This is a genomic window from Allobosea sp. Root670, from assembly GCF_001429415.1.
In the GTDB taxonomy this organism is placed as follows: Bacteria; Pseudomonadota; Alphaproteobacteria; order Rhizobiales; family Beijerinckiaceae; genus Allobosea; species Allobosea robiniae.
This window is the reverse complement of the sequence record NZ_LMJU01000016.1, coordinates 204,269-223,979: the sequence shown is the minus strand read 5'-3', so window position 1 is coordinate 223,979 and position 19,711 is coordinate 204,269. Positions and strand designations below refer to the sequence as shown.

At 66.7% G+C, this 19,711-nt stretch carries 17 protein-coding genes and 2 tRNA genes; 7 read left to right on the top strand and 12 right to left on the bottom strand.

Going from position 1 to position 19,711, the window contains the following annotated elements; all coding sequences use genetic code 11:
- The first annotated feature begins 171 nt into the window (after window positions 1-171).
- The gene (aroC, locus tag ASE61_RS16475; RefSeq protein WP_061968675.1) at window positions 172-1,290 is read left to right on the top strand and encodes a chorismate synthase; all 1,119 of its coding nucleotides are present in this window, start codon (window positions 172-174) and stop codon (window positions 1,288-1,290) included.
- A gap of 104 nt (window positions 1,291-1,394) precedes the next feature.
- A complete protein-coding gene (gene ribB, locus ASE61_RS16470; RefSeq protein WP_061968673.1) occupies window positions 1,395-2,675 on the top strand; it encodes a 3,4-dihydroxy-2-butanone-4-phosphate synthase in 1,281 nt (426 codons plus the stop codon).
- Window positions 2,676-2,691: 16 nt separating this feature from the next.
- Here ribB and ASE61_RS16465 read toward each other — a convergent pair whose 3' ends face one another.
- Entirely contained in the window at window positions 2,692-3,621 is a 930-nt protein-coding gene (locus ASE61_RS16465; RefSeq protein WP_061968672.1) for a histone deacetylase family protein, read from the bottom strand.
- Between the two features lie 222 nt (window positions 3,622-3,843).
- Between ASE61_RS16465 and ASE61_RS16460 the strand changes: the two genes are divergently transcribed.
- Window positions 3,844-4,440, top strand: a complete 597-nt coding sequence (locus ASE61_RS16460) for a L,D-transpeptidase (protein WP_061968670.1) — start codon at window positions 3,844-3,846, stop codon at window positions 4,438-4,440.
- Between the two features lie 544 nt (window positions 4,441-4,984).
- Here the strand turns inward: ASE61_RS16460 and ASE61_RS16455 are convergent.
- The 3 genes from ASE61_RS16455 to ASE61_RS16445 all read right to left on the bottom strand — a co-directional run bounded on the left by ASE61_RS16455 (window position 4,985) and on the right by ASE61_RS16445 (window position 8,452).
- Window positions 4,985-6,361: an aspartate aminotransferase family protein gene (locus tag ASE61_RS16455; protein WP_061968668.1), complete on the bottom strand. Its 1,377-nt coding sequence runs from the start codon at window positions 6,359-6,361 to the stop codon at window positions 4,985-4,987.
- Between the two features lie 156 nt (window positions 6,362-6,517).
- Window positions 6,518-7,981: an amidase gene (locus ASE61_RS16450; RefSeq protein ID WP_061968667.1), complete on the bottom strand. Its 1,464-nt coding sequence runs from the start codon at window positions 7,979-7,981 to the stop codon at window positions 6,518-6,520.
- Between the two features lie 6 nt (window positions 7,982-7,987).
- Window positions 7,988-8,452, bottom strand: coding sequence for a MarR family winged helix-turn-helix transcriptional regulator (locus ASE61_RS16445; protein WP_061968665.1), 465 nt, complete (start codon window positions 8,450-8,452; stop codon window positions 7,988-7,990).
- Between the two features lie 134 nt (window positions 8,453-8,586).
- Here ASE61_RS16445 and ASE61_RS16440 point away from each other — a divergent pair, with 134 nt between their 5' ends.
- On the top strand, window positions 8,587-10,215 hold the full coding sequence (locus tag ASE61_RS16440; protein ID WP_061968663.1) for a long-chain-fatty-acid--CoA ligase: 1,629 nt from the start codon (window positions 8,587-8,589) through the stop codon (window positions 10,213-10,215).
- 474 nt (window positions 10,216-10,689) lie between these two features.
- Here the strand turns inward: ASE61_RS16440 and ASE61_RS27600 are convergent.
- A partial coding sequence (locus ASE61_RS27600; protein ID WP_413813545.1) for a methyl-accepting chemotaxis protein occupies window positions 10,690-11,993 on the bottom strand: 1,304 nt, incomplete at its 3' end.
- 1,073 nt (window positions 11,994-13,066) lie between these two features.
- Between ASE61_RS27600 and ASE61_RS16430 the strand changes: the two genes are divergently transcribed.
- On the top strand, window positions 13,067-13,843 hold the full coding sequence (locus ASE61_RS16430) for a DUF1499 domain-containing protein (RefSeq protein WP_061968660.1): 777 nt from the start codon (window positions 13,067-13,069) through the stop codon (window positions 13,841-13,843).
- Window positions 13,844-13,904: 61 nt separating this feature from the next.
- Here ASE61_RS16430 and ASE61_RS16425 read toward each other — a convergent pair whose 3' ends face one another.
- The 4 genes from ASE61_RS16425 to ASE61_RS16420 form a co-directional block, all read right to left on the bottom strand.
- Window positions 13,905-14,819, bottom strand: a complete 915-nt coding sequence (locus tag ASE61_RS16425; RefSeq protein WP_061968658.1) for an MBL fold metallo-hydrolase — start codon at window positions 14,817-14,819, stop codon at window positions 13,905-13,907.
- Between the two features lie 14 nt (window positions 14,820-14,833).
- Complete coding sequence (locus ASE61_RS27425; RefSeq protein ID WP_274532877.1) at window positions 14,834-14,968, bottom strand: hypothetical protein; 135 nt, start codon at window positions 14,966-14,968, stop codon at window positions 14,834-14,836.
- A gap of 86 nt (window positions 14,969-15,054) precedes the next feature.
- On the bottom strand, window positions 15,055-15,300 hold the full coding sequence (locus ASE61_RS26560) for a hypothetical protein (RefSeq protein ID WP_156407132.1): 246 nt from the start codon (window positions 15,298-15,300) through the stop codon (window positions 15,055-15,057).
- A 21-nt stretch (window positions 15,301-15,321) separates the two neighbouring features.
- Window positions 15,322-15,398 (bottom strand) — tRNA-Pro (locus ASE61_RS16420).
- 148 nt (window positions 15,399-15,546) lie between these two features.
- Between ASE61_RS16420 and ASE61_RS16415 the strand changes: the two genes are divergently transcribed.
- Window positions 15,547-15,621: transfer RNA gene (locus tag ASE61_RS16415), tRNA-Gln, on the top strand.
- A 283-nt stretch (window positions 15,622-15,904) separates the two neighbouring features.
- Here the strand turns inward: ASE61_RS16415 and ASE61_RS16410 are convergent.
- Genes ASE61_RS16410 through ASE61_RS16400 form a run of 3 tightly spaced genes read right to left on the bottom strand, consistent with a single transcriptional unit; the run spans window position 15,905 to window position 18,200 of the window.
- On the bottom strand, window positions 15,905-17,413 hold the full coding sequence (locus ASE61_RS16410; protein ID WP_061968657.1) for a recombinase family protein: 1,509 nt from the start codon (window positions 17,411-17,413) through the stop codon (window positions 15,905-15,907).
- Window positions 17,410-17,874 carry a DUF2924 domain-containing protein gene (locus ASE61_RS16405; RefSeq protein WP_082617479.1) on the bottom strand — a complete coding sequence of 155 codons (465 nt, stop codon included), beginning with the start codon at window positions 17,872-17,874 and terminating at the stop codon, window positions 17,410-17,412. Before ASE61_RS16405 ends, ASE61_RS16410 begins: the two co-directional genes overlap by 4 nt.
- Window positions 17,871-18,200 (bottom strand): DUF3489 domain-containing protein, encoded by a 330-nt coding sequence (locus ASE61_RS16400; protein WP_061968653.1) that lies wholly within the window; start codon window positions 18,198-18,200, stop codon window positions 17,871-17,873. Before ASE61_RS16400 ends, ASE61_RS16405 begins: the two co-directional genes overlap by 4 nt.
- Before the next feature lie 612 nt (window positions 18,201-18,812).
- Between ASE61_RS16400 and bcsN the strand changes: the two genes are divergently transcribed.
- Window positions 18,813-19,706, top strand: coding sequence for a cellulose biosynthesis protein BcsN (gene bcsN / locus ASE61_RS16395; protein ID WP_162260110.1), 894 nt, complete (start codon window positions 18,813-18,815; stop codon window positions 19,704-19,706).
- Window positions 19,707-19,711 lie beyond the last annotated feature (5 nt).

Genomic DNA, 19,711 nt, shown 5'->3' with positions numbered 1-19,711 from the left:
CCCGCGATGATGGGGCTCCCGGGGCGCCAGGAGCGCGAGGGGCAGGACGTCCGGCTCATGGCTGCGTTGAAGCGGCCAGGGCAGGCCTTGTCAACGGCCGTGGCGGCCCATGCGGGGTTTCGCCGCGCGCCGATCCGGCTTAAGAGCCGGTAGGAAACGTATCGGGCTCCCATGTCGCATAACAGCTTTGGCCATCTCTTCCGCGTCACCACCTTCGGCGAGAGCCATGGCCCTGCCATCGGCTGCGTCGTCGACGGCTGCCCGCCGCTGCTGCCGTTGACCGAGGCGGATATCCAGGACGATCTCGATCGCCGCCGGCCGGGCCAGTCGCGCTTCACTACGCAGCGCCAGGAGCCGGACCAGGTCCGCATTGTCTCCGGCGTCTTCGCCCGCGAGAGCGACGGCGTGCAGGTCACGACCGGCACCTCGATCGGGCTGATGATCGACAATGTCGACCAGCGCTCGAAGGATTATTCCGACATCAAGGACAAGTACCGGCCGGGCCATGCCGACTACACCTATGACGTCAAATACGGCATCCGCGACTATCGCGGCGGCGGGCGCTCCTCGGCGCGCGAGACGGCGATGCGGGTCGCCGCGGGCGCCATCGCGCGCAAGGTCGTGCCGGGCATGATCGTGCGCGGCGCCCTCGTCCAGATGGGCCCGCACAAGATCGACCGCGCCAACTGGGATTGGGACGAGATCGGCCGCAACCCGTTCTTCTGTCCCGACGCCAAGGCCGCGGCCTTCTTCGAGAGCTATCTCGACGGTGTCAGGAAATCCGGTTCCTCGATCGGTGCCGTGCTGGAGATCGTCGCCGAGGGCGTGCCGGCGGGGCTGGGCGCGCCGATCTACAGCAAGCTCGATTCCGAGATCGCCGCGGCGCTGATGAGCATCAATGCGGTCAAGGGCGTCGAGATCGGCGAGGGCTTTGGCGCGGCCGAGCTTTCCGGCGAGGCCAATGCCGACGAGATGCGCGCCGGCAATGACGGCAAGCCGCTGTTCCTGTCCAATCATGCCGGCGGCATTTTGGGCGGCATCTCGACCGGTCAGCCGATCGTGGCGCGTTTCGCGGTGAAGCCGACCTCGTCGATCCTGGCGACGCGCGCGACCGTGACGCGCACCGGCGGCGAGGCCGAGATGTTCACCAAGGGCCGCCACGACCCTTGCGTCGGTATCCGCGCCGTGCCGGTCGGCGAGGCGATGGTCGCCTGCGTGCTGGCCGACCAGTATCTGCGCCATCGCGCACAGGTCGGCGTCGTCGAGCCGCGCTGGCCATTCCAGGAGTGAGGCGGAGCGGGTTTCGCCGCTGCGTCGCATCTTGCATTTCAGCAATACTGAAAATGCATCGATCATTCATTGCAGGTGAAGCGCCGCCGTATTAGCTTTACGGCATGAAGCTCGACGTCTGGCTCCGGCAGAACAAGATCGCACGCAGCGCCTTCGCCAGGCAGGTCCGCCTGTCGCCGGCCAGCGTGACCGCGCTCTGCAATGATCCGGCCGCCTGGATCTCCCGCGAAAGCGCCGAGCGCATCACCGCCGCCACCGGCGGCGCCGTCACTCCCAATGATTTCCTCGGCCTGTCCGGGCCGCGCGAGGCTGCCATGTCCAATAATGTCGCCGAGACCATCGAAGCCTTTGCCCGTGGCGAGATCGTCATCGTCACCGATGACGACGATCGCGAGAACGAAGGCGATCTCATCGTCGCCGCCTCGCTCTGCACGCCGGAGAAGATGGCCTTCATCATCCGCAACACCTGCGGCATCGTCTGCGCGCCGCTGACCGCGGGCGAGGCCCGGCGCCTGCGCCTCGATCCGATGGTCTCGTCGAACGATGCCCCGCTCGGCACGGCCTTCACCATCACGGTCGACGTCAAGCACGGGCTGACCACCGGCATCTCGGCCGAGCAGCGTAACAACACGGTGCGCGCGCTCGCCAACGGCAATATGGGCGCCGCCGATTTCGTCCGCCCCGGCCATGTCTTCCCGCTGATCGCCAAGGACGGCGGCGTGCTGATGCGCTCCGGCCATACCGAGGCCGCGGTCGACCTGTGCAAGCTCGCCGAGCTGCCGCAGGTCGGCGTTATCTGTGAGCTCGCCAATGACGACGGCACGGTGATGAAAGGCGCACAGATCACTGCCTTCGCCGAGAAGAACGGGCTGAAGCAGATCACCGTCGCGGACCTGATCGCCTATCGCCAGCTGCGCGAGAAGCTGGTCGAGCGCGTGCATTCCTTCCCGGTCAAGACCGAGTTCGGCGATGTCACCGGCCATGTCTATGTCACGCCTTTCGACAGCACCCAGCATTTCGCCTTCGTCATGGGCAAGCTCGGCGATGGTGAGAAGGTGCCGGCCAGGCTGCACCGCGCCGACGTGGTGGCCGACGTGCTCGGTGGCGCCGGCTCGATCCAGTGCGCGCTGCGGCGCTTCCAGCAGGAAGGCAAGGGCGTGCTGATCTACCTGCGCGACGGCAGCGCCGGCGTACCGATCAAGAGCGTCGACGAGGAAGGTTCGGACGAATTGAGGATTCAGCAATGGCGTGAGGTCGGTCTCGGTGCGCAGATCCTGCGCGATCTCGGCGTCCGCTCGATCGTGAATCTGGCCTCCTCGCCGCGTTCCTTCGTCGGCCTCTCCGGCTTCGGCATCGAGATCGCCGAGACGTCGCCGCTGGAATAGGCGGCGCTTCGGGCGCTCAGCCCTCCATCAGCGCCGAGACATGGGCGGCCGCCGATTTCGCGAGAGCGTCGAGATCGTAGCCGCCCTCCAGCACCGAGACGATGCGGCCTCCGGCATGGCGGTCGGCAGCCTCCATCAGCTTCGAGGTCGCCCAGGCGAAATCGGCCTCGCGCAGGTTGAGGTCGGCGAGCGGGTCGCGCCAATGCGCGTCGAACCCGGCCGAGATCACCACGAGATCGGGGCGGAACGCATCGATCCGCGGCAGGATCGCGGTCTCGAAGACCTCGCGGAATTCGTCGGAGCCGTCCCCGGCCCGCAAGGGGGCGTTGAGGATCGTGCCTTGCGTGCCGCGTTCCATAGCCGCGCCGGTGCCGGGATAGAGTGGCATCTCGTGCACGGAGGCGTAGAGCACGCTGGCATCGTCCCAGAAGATGTCCTGCGTGCCGTTGCCGTGATGCACGTCCCAGTCGACGATGGCGACACGCTCGGCCCCATGCGCCTTCTGCGCGTGGCGTGCCGCGATCGCGGCATGGTTGAAGAAGCAGAAGCCCATCGCGTGTTCGCGCTCGGCATGATGGCCGGGCGGGCGCATCGCGACGAAGGCGTTGCGCGCCTTGCCGGCCATCACCTCGTCGACGGCCGCGACCGCGCCGCCGACACCGCGCAACGCCGCCTCGATCGTACCGGGCGACATCAGCGTATCCGCATCGACCTGCACGAACCCGGCCGCAGGCGCGGAGGCGATCAGCGCCTGCGCGTAGGATGCGGGGTGGCACAGCGCCACCTGGTCGAGCGTGCCGAGCGGCGCTTCCAGCCGAATCAGTGCCGCGAAGCGCTCGGCTTCCAACGCCTGTTCGACCGCCTTGATCCTGTCGGCGCATTCGGGGTGGCCCGCCGGCATTGCATGCGCACGGCTTGCCGGGTGGGTGAAGAGCAGGGTCGTCAAGAGCCGTTATCCGCGCGCTGGAGCGGGCCAAAGGGTCATGCGTGGCCGGTTTGCCACGCCAAGCCGCCTTCCGAACGCCTGAAAGGGAACCGGATTGCGCCATCGCCGTTTGAGGCCTAGTGCTTCGCCGAGCGGCCGCTTTTGGATAAGCGCTGGGCCGATACGAAGCGTTAACGTTCGATTCATCATAAAGGCTGCCTTCGGGTTGGCTCGGTGGGGACTATGAAGAAGACCGTTTTCGTAGCACTGGCGCTGTCGGCCCTGCTCGGCGCCTGCCAGTACAAGAGCGTCAGCGCGCCGGAGCTGTCAGCCCGCGATGCCGAATATATCGCGCTCGTCCCCAAGTTCGACACCTACCTGCCCTATCTCCCCTACGAGATCGCCGATCCGACCGGTCAGGCGCCCGGTACGGTCTATGTCGATACGAAGGAGAAGTTCCTCTACCTCGTCCTCCCCAACAAGAAGGCGATCCGCTACGGCGTCGCCACCGGTGACGAGGCTTTTGGCTGGACCGGTGAGGCTGTGGTGCAGCGCAAGGCGGAATGGCCGCGCTGGACGCCGCCGGCCGAGATGGTCAAGCGCTGGCCGCATCTGAAGCCGGTTGCGGGTGGGATGAATGGCGGGCCGGAAAACCCGCTCGGCGCCCGCGCGCTCTATCTTTACCAGAATGGCCACGACACGCTCTACCGCATCCACGGCACCAACGAGCCGGAGACGATCGGTCGCTCGGCCTCATCCGGCTGCATCCGGATGCGCAATATCGACGCGATCGACCTCTTCAACCGCGTGCCGGTCGGCGCGAAGGTCATCGTCGTCTGATCGCATCGGACATGTCGGAGATTTCAGCGGGCGGTCTTTGGGCCGCCCGTTTTCGTTGGGGCACCTCCCGCCCAAGAAAAAGGCCGGTGGGAGCAAGCTCCGCACCGGCCAAGTCATGGGTCTCGAAGGGGAGGTTTCAGTCGTGGAAACCGTGGCGGAGAACGCCGGGCAAATCGGCCTTGCGTGCTTCGCCGTGTTGTTTCAACGCAGGCGCGGCCTGTCGGGTTCCCGCGGCGACCGCCCGAATTGCGATCGGGCGGAAGCGGGAGGCATAGGTCGCCCGCGCCGTGGCGTCATGGAAACCCTTGCGGGCCGGTGTCGGGGCGTGCGTGTCGCGTTGAAACATGGCTCCTGACTCAGCTGATGACCTCACGCCGGCGGCTCGCGCCGGCCGGTCTTGCCTGTCTGACGGCGGATCGGGACGGCGCCGGGGCGCCTCTGTGATCTGTTCGTGGCGTTTTCGGGCTGATCCGCCACATTGCTGAACATGAAAAAGGCCGGGCATCACCGCCCGGCCTTCCGTCGTTTCAGCGCTGAACGGCTGTCAGGCCAGCAGGCCTTCCGCCTTGGCCCAGTTCAGGGTCTTGTCGAGGGCGCGCTCGCAGCGATTGAACATTTCCTCGATCTCGGCCTCGTTGATCACGAGCGGCGGGCAGAAGGCGAGGCGATCGCCCATGGCGCGGGTGATGAAGCCCTCTTCCAGCGCATAGGCGACGGCCTTGGCGCCGACGCCCTTCTTGCCTTCGAAGGAGGCCTTGGTCTGCTTGTCCTTGACCAGCTCGGCGCCGCCGATCAGGCCGACGCCCTTGGCTTCGCCGACGAGCGGATGCTCGTTCAGTTTGTTCAGGCGGCGCAGGAAGGTCGGCGAAACCTTCTCGACATGCTCGACGATTCGGTCGCGCTGGTAGATCTCCAGCGTCTTGACCGCGACCGCACAGCCGACCGGATGGCCGGCATAGGTGTTGCCGTGGCCGAAGGTACCGATCTTGCGGCTCTGATCGACGAGCACGTCATAGATCTTGTCGTTCATCATCACGGCGCTGAGCGGGAAATAGGCCGAGGTGATCTGCTTGGCGAGCGAGATCGAGTCGGCGTTCATGCCGTAGGTTTCGGTGCCGAACATCTTGCCGGTGCGGCCGAAGCCGGTGATGACCTCGTCCGAGATGAACAGCACGTCGTACTTGGCGAGCACGGCGTTGATCTTCTCGAAATAGCCCTCCGGCGGAATGATCGCGCCGCCGGCGCCCATCACCGGCTCGGCGATGAAGGCGGCGACCGTGTCCGGCCCTTCGCGCAGGATCATCTCTTCAAGCTCGGCGGCGAGGCGCGACGAGAAGTCCTGCTCGCTCTCGCCGGGCTCGGCGAAGCGGTAGTGATGCGGGCAGGAGGTGTGCAGGATGCCGGGCAGCGGCAGGTCGAAATCGATATGGTTGTTCGGCAGGCCGGTCAGCGAGGCCGAGGCGACGGTGACGCCGTGATAGCCCTTCAGCCGCGAGATGATCTTCTTCTTCTGCGGCCGGCCGAGCGCGTTGTTCAGATACCAGACGATCTTGACCTGGGTGTCGTTGGCATCGGAGCCCGAGGCGCCGTAGAACACCTTGGAGATCGGAACCGGGGCGATCTCCTTGAGTTTTTCGGCGAGCTCGATAGCCGGGTCATGGCTGCGTCCACCGAAGATATGGGTGAAGGGCAGCTTCTTCATCTGCTCATAGGCGGTCTCGACCAGTTCCTGGTTGGAATAGCCGAGCGAGGTGCACCAGAGCCCCGCCATGCCCTCGATATATTCCTTGCCGGTGGAGTCGTAGACATAGATGCCCTTGCCGCTCTCCAGGATCAGCGGGCCCGTCTGCCGATGCGTGGCGAGGTTGGTATAGGGATGGACGAGGGTCTCGATATCCCTGACGGCGACATTCGACAGCATGATGGGCTCCCGGTTCTGTTTAATATTCTTGCCAACATACGCTGATATGGTTGCAAATGTTGAGCGAATTTGACGCAGGGGACAGTAGACTCTGCCGCGGGGCGGGGGAAACGGAAAGGCCTCGCCTCAGGCGGGTGCAACCGCCCTCCGAGCGGTTCAGTTTGCGAGCGGCGGTGACGCGAAGCGGCCGCCCAGTTCTTCCAGCATCGCCCCGACGGCAATGGCGGTGCGATCCTCGCCGAAGGGCGCGATGATCTGGACGCCGAGCGGCAGGCCCTCGCGCGACCGCATGACCGGGGCCGACAGGGCCGGCAGGTCCGCCCCGGTGGCAAGCGCGGCCCAGAGCAGGAAGTCGAGATAGGGCCGCGGCTCGCCGTTCACGGTCAGGCGGCGGGCATGGATGTCGGGGCCGTGATCATGCGGGATCGCGGCGACGGGGGCCGGCGGGCAGAGCACCACGTCGTAGCGCGAAAAGAAGCTGGCCCATTGCCGCTTCTGGGCGAGGCGGCGCTGGCTGACCTGCTGGTAGAGGCCGGGCGTCATCCGGGCGCCGCGGGCCTGCAGGGCCTGGTGCGACAGGTCGTTCGGGCTGAAGCGTGCGGCCTGCGCCTGGATGCGGGCGCGCACCTTCGGCGGCAGGCCATAGGCGACGACGGCATGGTTCAGCAGCGCATAGATTTCGAACGCGTCCGCGAAGCGGATCGAGGGCCGCGCCGTCTCGTCGACGATGGCGCCGGCCTCGGCCAGGCGGCGCGCCGCCTCGCGCACGGCATCCGCGACTTCCCGGTCGACCGGCGCGAAGGGATCGTCGGCCCAGAGCGCGACGCGCAGGCCCTTCGCGTCGGTCCGGCGCGGCTCAGGCAGCGCGGGCGCGGGCAGGGCCGTATCGCGCGGCCCGGCGATCACCGGCAGGATCAGGTCGAGATCCTCGGTGGCGCGGGTGATCGGGCCGGCGACCATCAGATCGACATTGCGCAGGGTGCGGCGCTCCGGCGGTGGCGGGATCGCCCCCCAGGTCGAGACCAGCCCCCAGCTCGTCTTGAGACCGAAGACGCCGCAGGCATGGGCCGGCCAGCGGATCGAGCTGCCGAGATCGGAGCCGAGCTCGAAGGCGCTCATCCCGGTCGCGACCGCGACCGCCGCCCCGCCTGACGATCCGCCGGGCGAGCGCGTCTCGTCCCAGGGATTGTTGGTGACGCCATGGGCCGGGTTGTAGCTCTGGAAATCGCCGGAAAAGACCGGGACGTTCGTCTTGCCGATGATGACCGCGCCGGCGGCCCGCAGCCTTGCGACCGCGGCGGCATCCTCGGTCGGCACGCGCTCGCGATAGGCCGGCAACCCGCCGGACGAAGGCAGGCCGGCGACGTCGAATGCATCCTTGATCGTGATCGGTAGCCCTTCGAGTGGGCGAGCCGTACCGCTGGCGATGCGCTCATCCGAGGCTTTCGCCATTGCACGAGCGGCCTCGCGATCCTGCGTCGCGATCGCGTTGAGGCGCGGATTCAGCGCATCGATGCGGGCGAATGTCGCTTCGAGAAGATCGGTGGCGCTGAAGCGGCGGGCGAGCAGGGCCTCACGCAAGCGCGTGGCGGATGCGGTCAGGTCGATGCCGTCAGCCATGGCCGCTCACTCGGCATCGACGGCGCGGGCGAAATCGCGCCAGAGCAGCACCAGCCGGTCGAGCTCGACGAGATCGTCCGTTTCCAGCTTGCCGAGCGTGTTCGCGACGAAATCGCGCTGGGCGGCGATGCCGGCTTCGGCGAGCCGGCGGCCTTCCGGCGTCAGGTGCATGGCATAGGAGCGCCGGTCGCCGGCGATGGCGCGCCGCTCGACCAGCCCGGCCTGCACCAGCCTGTCGACCAGCCCGGAGACATTGCCCTTGGTGACGTAGAGCCGCTCGGCCAGTTCGCTCTGGCTGATGCCCTCCTGCTCGGTCAGGGTCGAGAGAAGGTCGAATTGCGGGATCGAGAGGCCGAGCGCGCGGATACGGGCCGTCATCTGCATGAGCATGCGCTGATGCAGCCGCATGAAGCGGAACCAGACCCGGTCCGGTTCCGTCGCGGCCTGCTGCACGATCTTCGGTGCGGTCATGGCGTTTCCCCCCGCTCTTGAAGGATCAGGCCTAAACCATCTGGCGGGCGCAGGCGAGCCTTCGATGGGATGACTTCCCTTTCGCGGGAGCGCGCCGCTATCCTCCGGGCAAACGGATTTGGGAGGATAAGCGCATGCTCGGCCTGATGCAGGACTGGCCCCTTCTGCTCCACCGCATCATCGACCACGCCGCCGTCCAGCACGGCACCCGCGAGGTGGTCAGCCGCGCCGTCGAGGATGGCTCCTTGAGACGGCGCAGCTATGCCGAGATCCGCAGCCGCGCGTTGAGCGTGGCGAAGCGCCTGCACCGACAGGGCATCACGCTGGGCGACCGCGTCGCGACGCTGGCCTGGAACAGCGACCGCCATCTCGAACTCTGGTACGGCATCAGCGGCATCGGCGCGATCACGCACACGGTCAATCCGCGGCTGTTCCCGGAGCAGATCGCCTGGATCGTCAACCACGCCGAAGACCGTCTGCTTTTCCTCGACCTGACCTTCGTGCCGATGGTCGAGGCGATCCAGGACAAGCTGCCGACGATCGAGCGCTATGTCGTGCTGACCGATGCCGCGCATATGCCGCAGACCAGCCTGAGGGGCGCTGTCGCCTATGAGGATTGGCTGGCCGAGGTCGACGACGATTTCGCCTGGGGCCGGTTCGACGAGAACACGGCGTCGGGGTTGTGCTACACCTCGGGCACGACCGGCGGGCCGAAGGGCGTGCTCTATTCGCATCGCTCGAACGTGCTGCATGCGATGACCTGGGCGACGCCGGATTATCTCAACCTGTCGTCGCGTGATTCGGTGATGCCTGTCGTGCCGCTGTTCCACGCCAACAGCTGGTCTCTGGCTTATTCCGCACCGATGACCGGCGCCAAGCTGGTGATGCCCGGCGCGAAGCTCGACGGTCCTTCGCTCCATGCCTTGCTGGAGGGCGAGGGCGTGACCATGACGGCGGCGGTGCCGACCGTCTGGCTCGGCCTCCTGCAGCACCTGGAGGCGACGGAGGGCAAGCTCTCGACGTTGAAGCGCGTCGTCATCGGCGGCTCGGCCTGCCCGCGCGCGATGACCGAGACCTTCGAGCGGAAATACGGCGTCACGGTCGCCCATGCCTGGGGCATGACCGAGATGAGTCCGCTCGGTTCCTTCTGCTCGGTGAAACCCGTCTACGAGCATCTGGAGGGCGATGCGCTCTACGATCTCAAGGTCAAGCAGGGGCATCCCGGCTTCACGGTGGAATTTCGCCTGACCGACGATGCGGGGCGGGATCTCCCCTGGGACGGCGAGACGTTCGGCCGGCTCAAGATGCGCGGGCCCGCCGTGGCGAAAGCCTATTATCGGCGCGAGGACGAACCGACCCTCGACGAAGAGGGCTTCTTCGATACCGGCGATGTCGGCACGATCGACCCTGCCGGCTACATGCAGATCACCGACCGCTCGAAGGACGTGATCAAGTCCGGCGGCGAATGGATCTCCTCGATCGACCTCGAAAACCTCGCCATCGCTCATCCTGATGTGGTGGAAGCGGCGGTGATCGGCGTCGCCCACCCAAAATGGGACGAGCGGCCGCTGCTGGTGATCGTACCGAAGCCCGGCCGCACGCCAGGCAAGGACGAAATGCTCGCCTTCATGACCGGCAAGATCGCGAAATGGTGGCTGCCGGACGATGTCGTGCTGGTCGAGGCGATCCCCCACACGGCGACCGGCAAGATCCAGAAGACGGCGCTGCGCGAGATGTTCAGGGATTACCGGCTGCCGGGGTGATGTGCGGCCAGCGCCGCATTCCTGAAACGCCAACGGCGCCCGTTCGGGCGCCGTTCGTGTCGTGTTCGAGCGGTTCGGAGGCTGTGCCGCCTCAGAACTCCTCCCATCCGGAATCGTTGGCCCGGCCGCCATTGGCGACTTTGCGCGGGGCGGGGGCACGGGACTGGACGAAGGCGGCCTCGGCGAGCTGCCGCAGCCGCTCCGGCTCGCCGGAGGTGGCGGGAGCCGGCCTGGCGGTCCGCATCGGCGCCTTCGCGCGGGCCGTAGTGGCCGGTTGCGCATAAGCCGCCTGGCCGGTGGGCTCGCGCCCGGTGCGGAAGGTGGCGACCAGTCCGTTGAGCTGCTCGATCCGGCCTGAGAGCGCGTTGGCCGAGGCCGCGCTCTGCTCGGAGAGAGCCGCGTTCTGCTGGGTCATCTCGTCGAGATGCGCCACCGCCTGGCTCATCTCGTCGATGCCGTTGGCCTGCTCGCCGNGCCGCGCTCTGCTCGGAGAGAGCCGCGTTCTGCTGGGTCATCTCGTCGAGATGCGCCACCGCCTGGCTCATCTCGTCGATGCCGTTGGCCTGCTCGCCGGACGCCGCCGAGATATCGGCGATCGTCGCCGCGACCTTCTGCGAGGCCGCCAGGATGCGGCTGAGCTGGTCGCCGGCCTGCCGCACCAGCTTGACGCCCTCGCCGACCTCGACATTGGACGAGGAGATCAGCCCGGAGATGTCCTTGGCCGCCTCGCTCGAACGCTGCGCCAGCGTGCGCACCTCCGAGGCGACGACGGCGAAGCCCTTGCCGGCATCGCCGGCGCGGGCGGCCTCGACCGCGGCGTTGAGCGCCAGCAGGTTGGTCTGGAAGGCGATGTCGTCGATCACCCGGATGATGTCGGAGATCTTCTGCGAGGCGCTCTCGATCCTGGCCATGGCGTCGACCGCCTGGCCGGCAATGGCGCCGCCGCTCTCGGCTGCCTGCATCGCCTCGTCGGCGATCCGCGCGGCATCCTTCGAGGCCTGGGCCGAGGCCTTGACCGAGGCTGCGAGCTCCTCGGTCGTGGCGGCGGTCTCCTCCAGCGATGAGGCCTGTTCCTCGGTGCGCTTCGACAGATCGTCGGCGCCCATGTTGATCTCGCGGGCGGCCAGCCCGACATCGGCCGAGGTCGTCTGGATCGTCGCCACCGTGTCCGAGAGGCGATCCACCGTCTCGTTGATCGCGCCCTTCAGGTCGGCGAAGCGGCCGCGATAGGCCGTCTCGATCCGGTTCGTCAGGTCTCCGCCCGCTATCGCCGACAGGGCCCCGGCGAACTCCGTCGTCGCCCCGTCGACAACCGCGTTGATCTCGTTGATGCCCTCGACGAGTTCCTTGAGCGGGCCTTCCATGCCCCCGACCTGCGCCTTGCCGGAGAAATTGCCGTCACGGGCATCGGCAACGATGTTGGCGACTTCGCCGAGCAGCTTCTGGACATGGGCAGCCTGCTCGGCATCGGCGAGCATCGCGAGTTCGCGGTCGCGCCGGTTCTGTTCGAGGGCAAGCGCGTTCTCGCGGTAGATTTCGAGGGCGCCGCTCAGCGAGCCGATTTCGTCCGGCGAGGGGGCGGCCGGGATGGCCTGAGCGAAATTGCCCGTCTGCATCTCGTCCAGCGCGGATTTCAGCGAGACCAGCGGCCGCGCCACCCGGCGCTGCACGCCGCGCCAGCTCAGGACGCAGATCGCGAGCAGCACGGCCAGCAACGAGCCGACGATGGCGAGCCTCGTCCAGGCAGCGTTGAGCTCCTTCTCCGTCCGCGTGACCATGTCGTCGAGCGACTGAGTGACGGCGGAGACGATCGCGGTGAACGGTGCGTTGCACTGCTTCGTCCATTCTTCCGCCGCGATGACGGGGCCTGAACCCTGCCCGAGCTTGCCGATCAGGTCGTCCATCCTGCGGTTCGAGGCTTCGACCTCGGCCGACATGATGCCGATCTTCCGGACGAGCTCGCTGCCGACGCCGGGCCGCGAGGCGAGTTGCTTCAGCGTCTCGCCGGCCGCGTTGGAGATGCCGCGCAATTCGCCGAGCTTGCGGATCTGCGGCGTCTCGAGCGCCTTGCCCGAGCCGAAGGCCGGGCGCAGCACCGAGCATTGCGTGCCGTAGTTCGAACGGACATCCCAGCCGGCCGACTTGAAGCTCTGCAGGTCTGCCAGGATCGGGTCGGCGAGGCGGGCGGCATTGGAGGTCTCGTCGGAAGCCTTGACGATCGCGCCTTCGATCGAGCCGACGCCGTTATACCAGGGCATGGTGGCGGCGAGGCTGCGCTGCGCCTTCGGCTTCGCCGCCTCGGCATAGAGATCGGCCATCCTGGCGTCGGTGAGCTTCTGCTGCTGCTGGATGCCGGCGATCAGCTCCTTGCGGCTCGGCAGGTCGGTTTCGTCGAGCTGCGTGATCGCCTCGGCGATGCGGCTGCGATTGCTGTCCTCGATCTGCTTCAGCACCGGGGCGGGATCGTCGGCGACCTGGATGCTGGTCTGGGCCTGTCCGCGCGCGGTGCGGATCGCGTTGCCGGTGAGCAGTAGGGCCTTGTCGGCATCGACCAGCTCGGCCAGCCGCATGTTGCTGCGCACTTCGACGATGGATTGTTGCGCCATGTAGGCCAGCGCACCGATGCCCGGCACGCACAGGCAGGCCATGGTGGCGACGAGATAGTTCTGGATCGAAGAGGGGAAGAATTTCACGGCGGGACTCGAGCGAGACATGCGGCGGTAAGGCGGTGGCGGAGGCCGAGAGGCAGCAACGAAACCTCTTCCTGCCCACTTATTGCCGATTTGATTAAGATTGCGCTTCACGCGCTCGCCGGCTTGCGTTCCGGGTTCGCCACGGGCACGAAAGGGCCATGCACCGCCGTCTCGTCTTCGAGGAACCGGTTTCGCGCGCCGCTGTCTGGAGCAGGCGACTGGCCTGGTTTGCGTTCGCGGTGCTGCTTTTGTCGCTGCTGCGGGTCCGTTTGCGGGAGCCGAGCATCGAGGGGCTCGCCCCGGTCGCCGGCGCCTATGTTCTCGTGCTCGCGGCGCTCGGTCTTGCCATCCTCGCCTTCATCCGCATCTGGCATTCCGGCCATCGCGGCGCCGGCATGGCCGCCGGCGCGCTGCTGCTCTCGCTCCTCCTGCTCGCACCGGCAGGCTTTATCGTGCTCAGGCTCGTGACCAGGCCGGCTCTTGCCGATGTCTCGACCGATATCGACGATCCCCCCGCCTTCAGCCGTTCGCAGGCCGCGTTGACGGCGCGTTCCGGCCGGGTCCCGCCCGACGTGCCGGCGCTGCAGCGGCGCTTGCAGCGTCAGGCCTATCCCAAGGCGGTGCCGATCCTGCTCGAACTGCCGGCGGAGGCCGCCTTCGATCTCGCCAGGCGAGCGACATTGGGACTGGGCTGGCAGGTGCTGGAGACCGCGCGGCCGGGCGGGCGCAGCGGCGCAGGGCGGGTCGAGGCGGTGGCCCGCGGCCGCATCCTGCATTTCTCCGAGGACATCGCCATCCGCATCAGGCCGCGTGTCGACGGCAGCCGGATCGACATCCGCTCGGCTTCGCGCCTCGGTCGCCATGATCTCGGCGCGAATGCGGCGCGTGTCGCGGCCTTCACCGACGAGATCGAATTGCTGATGGAGAGCCGCTAGAGCATCGGCTCGAAAAGTGGAACGCGGGTTTTGGAAAAAGCCGATGCTCCAGGTGGCGGCTTCAGGCGAGCCTGTAGCGGCTGGCGAGGGCCGGAATCGCGTCGCTGGACTGGACGGCGCTGCGCAGCACGAGATCCTCGATCTGGGCCAGCACGGAAAGCGCCGCGGCGCCGTGCAGGGCCGGGGCCAGGCCCTGATAGATCACCGGCACCATCGCGGCGATGGTGTCGTCGCCGGCGCCGAGCCGGTTCAGGATCGCGGCCTCGCGCTGGCGGCGGTGTTGGACCAGTCCGCGCAGAAACCGCTGCGGCTCGGTGACCGGGCCGCCATGGCCCGGCCAGTAGCGGGCGTGCTCCAGCCCGCGCAGTTTTTCGATCGAGGCCATATAGGCGGCCATCGAGCCGTCGGGCGGGGCGACCACCGTGGTCGACCAGGCCATGACATGGTCGCCGGAGAACAGCGTCTCCTCTTCGGCGAGTGTGAAGGCGAGATGGTTGGCGGTGTGGCCGGGCGTCTCGATGGCGGCGAGGCTCCAGCCGGGCCCGGAGACGGCGTCGCCGTCGGCCATCGCCCAGTCCGGCAGGAAATCGGTATCGGCGGCGGCATCGAGCACGCGGCCTTCGCCCGGTCCGAGCTCCCGCGACGGCCGATGCGGCCCGCAGCCGACCACCGTCGCGCCGGTCGCCGCCTTCAGCGCGGGCACCGCGGGCGAGTGATCGCGATGGGTATGGGTAACGACGATATGACTGACCGTCTCGCCTTGGACCGCCGCCAGGAGGCGCTCGATATGGCCTGCATCGTCGGGGCCGGGATCGATGATCGCGACCGTGCCGCGGCCGACGATATAGGAGCAGGTGCCCGTGAAGGTCATCGGTCCGCCATTGCCGGCGATGATCCGGCGGACCAGCGGCGACAGGGTGGCGACCGTGCCGGCCGCCGTCGGCGCGCTTCTGTCGAACTCGATCTCGTCGGCCATCTGTCCCGCTGGCCTTAGCTCGTCGACTTGCCGCCGCAGCTCTTGGTGTCGGACGCCCCGAACAGCGGACCGAAATTGCCGCACTTGTCGCAGCCGGACAGAAACACGGCCAATCCGAGGATGCCGGCAAGGAGGGTGATGCGCTTCATGGACCCGACCGTTCGATTCGATGAGGCGGTAGTCTAGTGGCTGTGGGTGTTGGACGACAGGGGCAATTCGGTCGGAAAGCGCGCACTCAAAGGCTGAGATCGGCAAGCCAGCCCAGGATGCAGATCGCCGACAGGGCGATCAGGGCAAGGGTGGCCTTGGCGTCGGGCGGGCAGTCGCGCAGCATGGTCGCCTCCGTTTCGGAGCCGACGCAATAGTCGTGCCGTTTGACAGATGGGTGACGGTTCCGGCGATGCAGCCGGGACCAGGCGAGCGAACCGGTTGGGTCCTCGCCGGAAAAAGAAATGGCCCGTGAGGGCCATTCGTTCGTCACTTGAAATATCTCGGGAAATTTTGGTCGGAGTGGCAGGATTTGAACCTGCGACCCCCTCGTCCCGAACGAGGTGCTCTACCAGGCTGAGCCACACTCCGATCTGCTGGTGGCCGGCTTATAGCCAGCGCGCGGCTCCTGTGCAACAGGCTCTTTGCAGGTTGTGGAGGAATTCTTCCGGCAAGGCGCGGGGCGAGGTCGCTTGCCGGTTGCGCGCTGCGCCGCCGCGTTCTAGAAGGCGCCGCATATTGGGGCGTCGCCAAGTGGTAAGGCAGCGGTTTTTGGTACCGCCATTCGGAGGTTCGAATCCTCCCGCCCCAGCCACGCAGGCTGCTGAACCGACACTTTTAGACAGCAGAGCAATTCCTGCGACAGTGTCGAGAGTTAGGTCGCCAAGTCGGTCTGGTGAAGCGCGATGTTCGCCCGCTCTCGCAGGATCAGGCTGATTTCTCGGCCCATGTCTGGACTATCCCATTTTGGTGTTCCGCGGCGATCGGAGCTGAGACCGGTTTGCATCTGATCATTGCGAGACGGGTTCGACATGCATCTCGGGCAGCAAAAAGCCCGCCGGCGTGGCGGGCTTTTTGAGCAGCGTTCTTGGTGAGTGTCAGGGCACGAGGATGCCCTGCTCCTGGGCCATCCAGTCGTGGGGCAGGGCTGCGCAGAGCCGGCTGATGGTGAGATTGGCGGGAGCGGTGCCATCGGCTATGGCGCGGATGATGTTCGGCGAGAGGCAGGCCAGCGGCAGAAGCTTTCGGATATTGCGTTCACCCACGCCTTCGCGAGCGGCGATCTCATCGGTCGATGCGACAGAGCCATCGATCAGCTGTCCCATCCAGCGGCTGGCCCGGGCGATCATCGTCAGGATCGGCTGCGCGGTATCATGGTCGAGGCGTGGCTTCCGTGCGGGTTCATGCGCGATGCCCTTGCGCCGTCCTTGAGCTTGCCAGGCGAACGGTACCGTGGTGGTCGTACCGGCATCGGCATCGGCATCGGCATCGGCATCGGATTGGGGTTGAAACGCGATCGCGAGACAGTCTCGATGCAGGGTCACGCGCGTGATGCTCTCGGGAGTTGGACACGCGGCCAGGACAGCGGCTTCGATCTCGGGCGCGGAGATGCGGGCGATCGATCCGGCTTCGGCCTTGCGATGCTGGATCAGCGCCTGCGAGACATAGTAGCGATAACGCGCACCATTCTTGCGGGCATGGCTCGGGCTCATCCGGTTCCCGGCATCATCATGGAGAAGGCCCGCGAGGCTGAAGGCTGTGTTGGCCGTCCTGCCCTTGCGGGCGATCGCTGCAGCTTGAATGCCGCGCTGCACCGCATCGAACATCTCAGGGCTGATGATCGGCTCATGCGCGCCGCGATAGGACGCACCGCGCCAGACAATCTCGCCAAGATAGAAGCGGTTCTTGAGCAAATGCGCGAGCATGCCCACCCTGAACGTGGCGCCCTGCCGGGTCCGGATGCCGTCACGATCCAAGGTCTCAGCCACGGCCCCCACCGAGCCCAGATCGAGATAGAGCTGGAAGATGCGGCGGACGAGCGCGGCATCCTGTTCGACGACGATAAGCTGCTTCTTCTCGCTGCGATAGCCCAGCGGGATCGGGCCGCCGACCCAGAGCCCCTTGGTCTTGGATGCAGCGATCTTGTCGCGAACACGTTCGCCGATGACCTCGCGCTCGAACTGGGCGAAGGAGAGCAGCACGTTCAGCGTCAGTCTTCCCATGCTCGTTGTCGTGTTGAAGGACTGCGTCACCGAGACGAAGGAGACGCCGTGCTCATCAAAGAGCTCGACGAGTTTGGCGAAGTCCGCGAGTGAACGCGTCAGGCGATCGACCTTATAGACGACAATGATGTCGATCCGCTTGACGCGCACCGCATCGAGAAGCTCCTGCAAGGCTGGACGCTCCAACGAGGCACCCGACAAGCCGCCATCGTCGAAGCGATCACCGACCAGGCTCCAGCCCTCATGGGCCTGGCTCTTGATATAGGCCTCGCAGGCTTCTCGCTGCGCATCGAGCGAGTTGAAGGCGAGATCGAGATTATGCTCGGTCGACTTGCGCGTGTAGATCGCGCAGCGCTGTGGCTTGGTCGCGGGCTCGCGGTTCATGGTGTGTTCCTCGCAGGCTGCTGCTGCCGCAGGCCGAAGAAGCGCGGGCCATTCCAGGTGGTCCCTGTGATCCGCCTGGCCAGCGTCGAGAGACTGCGATGCGTCTCTCCATTCCAGAGGAAGCCACCGGGCACGATCACAACCTCATGGCTGACCCCGTCATGTTCGCGGACCAGGACTGAGCCGGTCTTGATGCGCCGACGGGTCTCCTGACCTCGCGCGAGCTTTGCCATATATCGGGCCAGCTCGTCGTCGAGCTTGCCGAGCTGCTGCTCCTGCAGGCGATGGGCGACAAGCCGAGCGATCAAATCACGCGATAGGCCAGCCGGGGCCGCTCGTCGATACAGTCGGCGATAGCGGGCTCGCAGCTCGTCAAAGCTGAGGCTTGCCAGATTGAGCAGCGCGTCAGCCAGTCCCAGCGGTGCGAGCCCGGCTCCGTGACGGCGTGGCAGCGTGCTCATCGTGCTTGCCCCGTCACGATGCGGTAGATCGAGCGCTTTGCTCCGTCGGCATCGGTGACTTTGTCGGTCGCGATCAGGTAGCCGCGCTTTCGAAGCCCGGTCAACGCGGCCCGCGTCGTGTGCGGCAGCCAGTTCGTCACGGCAGTAAGCTTTGCGAGGCTTGCCCCCTCGTCTGCCTGAAGCAGGCCGAGCACGATCCTGAGCTTGCTGTCGGGACGGGGCGGCGAAGGACACTCGGGGGCCAACGTTGAGGCGTTCTCAACCTTGAAAGCGGCGGACTGGCCGATGGCAGGATCTGGATTGGCCTTGCGGCTGCGGCGTGTCATGGCGATCTCCTCGCGGTCCTTGCGGGGTCATCCCCGCACCAGCGCGACCCCGCCTCGGCTCAACGCCGGCGGGGTTCTCGAGAAGATCGGCGCGTCACCTCTGCGCCGCCGACGACACCAATGCGTGCTCTGCCAGCGAAGTCCAGTCGGATGACGGCGATGAACCCGGGGGGCCGGCGCAGCCTGAACCAGCGGGCTGGCGTAAGGTCGGCGCTTCCGGAGCTGGCCCTTTGCTGACATTGCGAAGGGCTGCTTATGGGCAGTGCGATGAAGGCGGCGGGTGAGCAGCCGGACCTTGCCCTTCGCTGCTGGCGCGGGTGAATGGCTCCCGGGACTGGGCCGCACCGGCCGCTCGGGACGGCAGGACCTTGCTCGCCTTTGATTGTGGTGAAGATAGCTCGTTTCCCGATGACGGGAGCATTTATACAACCGCAGGTTGGAATAACCTCGCGAATCACTTGTACTGGGTGCCGCAGCCATGCGCGGGCGCCTCAGCGCCCCTTCGACGAGAGTAACCGCTCGTTAACCGGCGTTAACCAATGGTGAAGACATGACGATGCTGTACCGACATCGGCACGCGTGCCTATGAGGGCCTGGAGCTTCATCAATCGGATGTCTTCTGACAGGCTCCGTGATGTGTCTGGGCCCCTTGCAGGGATGCTCGCGGCATGTGGACTACCTCTCCTCCTTACAGGCTGCGGCGAGCAACGGTTGTCGAGCGATGAACTCGTGTCGGCCTCGCGCGCGATAACCGTCGACGTGGGCCGCGCCCTGGCGCTGCCTCCGCCCGGCAGCCTGCCTGTGACCGCAGTCTCCCAGAGAACCTATGAGAACGCCGTCTCGCAGACCGTCTCCCTGGCAACCCGTGGCCGGACGCCGGGCGAGAACGCAATCCATGTCGCCTTTTTCACGGCGGCAGATGTTCCTGAGGCCACCGGCGTCGAGGGCAACCTGCTGAAGGAGCCCGGCATCGACGACTTCGCCATCGGCAAAGAGATGGAGGAACGTCTTCCCGGTGTCGCGATGGCCCCTTCCGCCGTTTTCGTCCAGAACAGTTACGGTCCATTCGGCTATGCTTTCGGTCGCGGTACCGGCGGCGAGGCCTGCCTCTACGCCTGGCAGCGACTGGCGGGCAAGGACAGTCTCTTCCGCCCGAAATCGGGCATGATCTCGGTGCGCCTGCGCGTCTGCGACCCCACCGCGACCGAGGCCTCGCTTCTGCGCCTGGCCTATGGCTACGCGTTCAACGCCAAGCTGAAGCGGCCCGGCTGGAATCCGATCGGCGATGCACCCGCGCCGGCGCCTGAGCTCGGCCAGGCCGGCGCTCCGATCTATCCGCAGGCGCCGCAGTCCTCCTTCGGCGAGACCCCGCCGCGCCCGCAAGCCGTCCGCCCCCGGCCGGAGCGCCGGCGCAGTGCGGTTCGCGCGGAACCTCAGGCTCCCGAACCGATTTCGACCAAACCACTCGAAGGATATCCCACCGTCCCGCCGCCGCCCGCGCCCTGAACCCA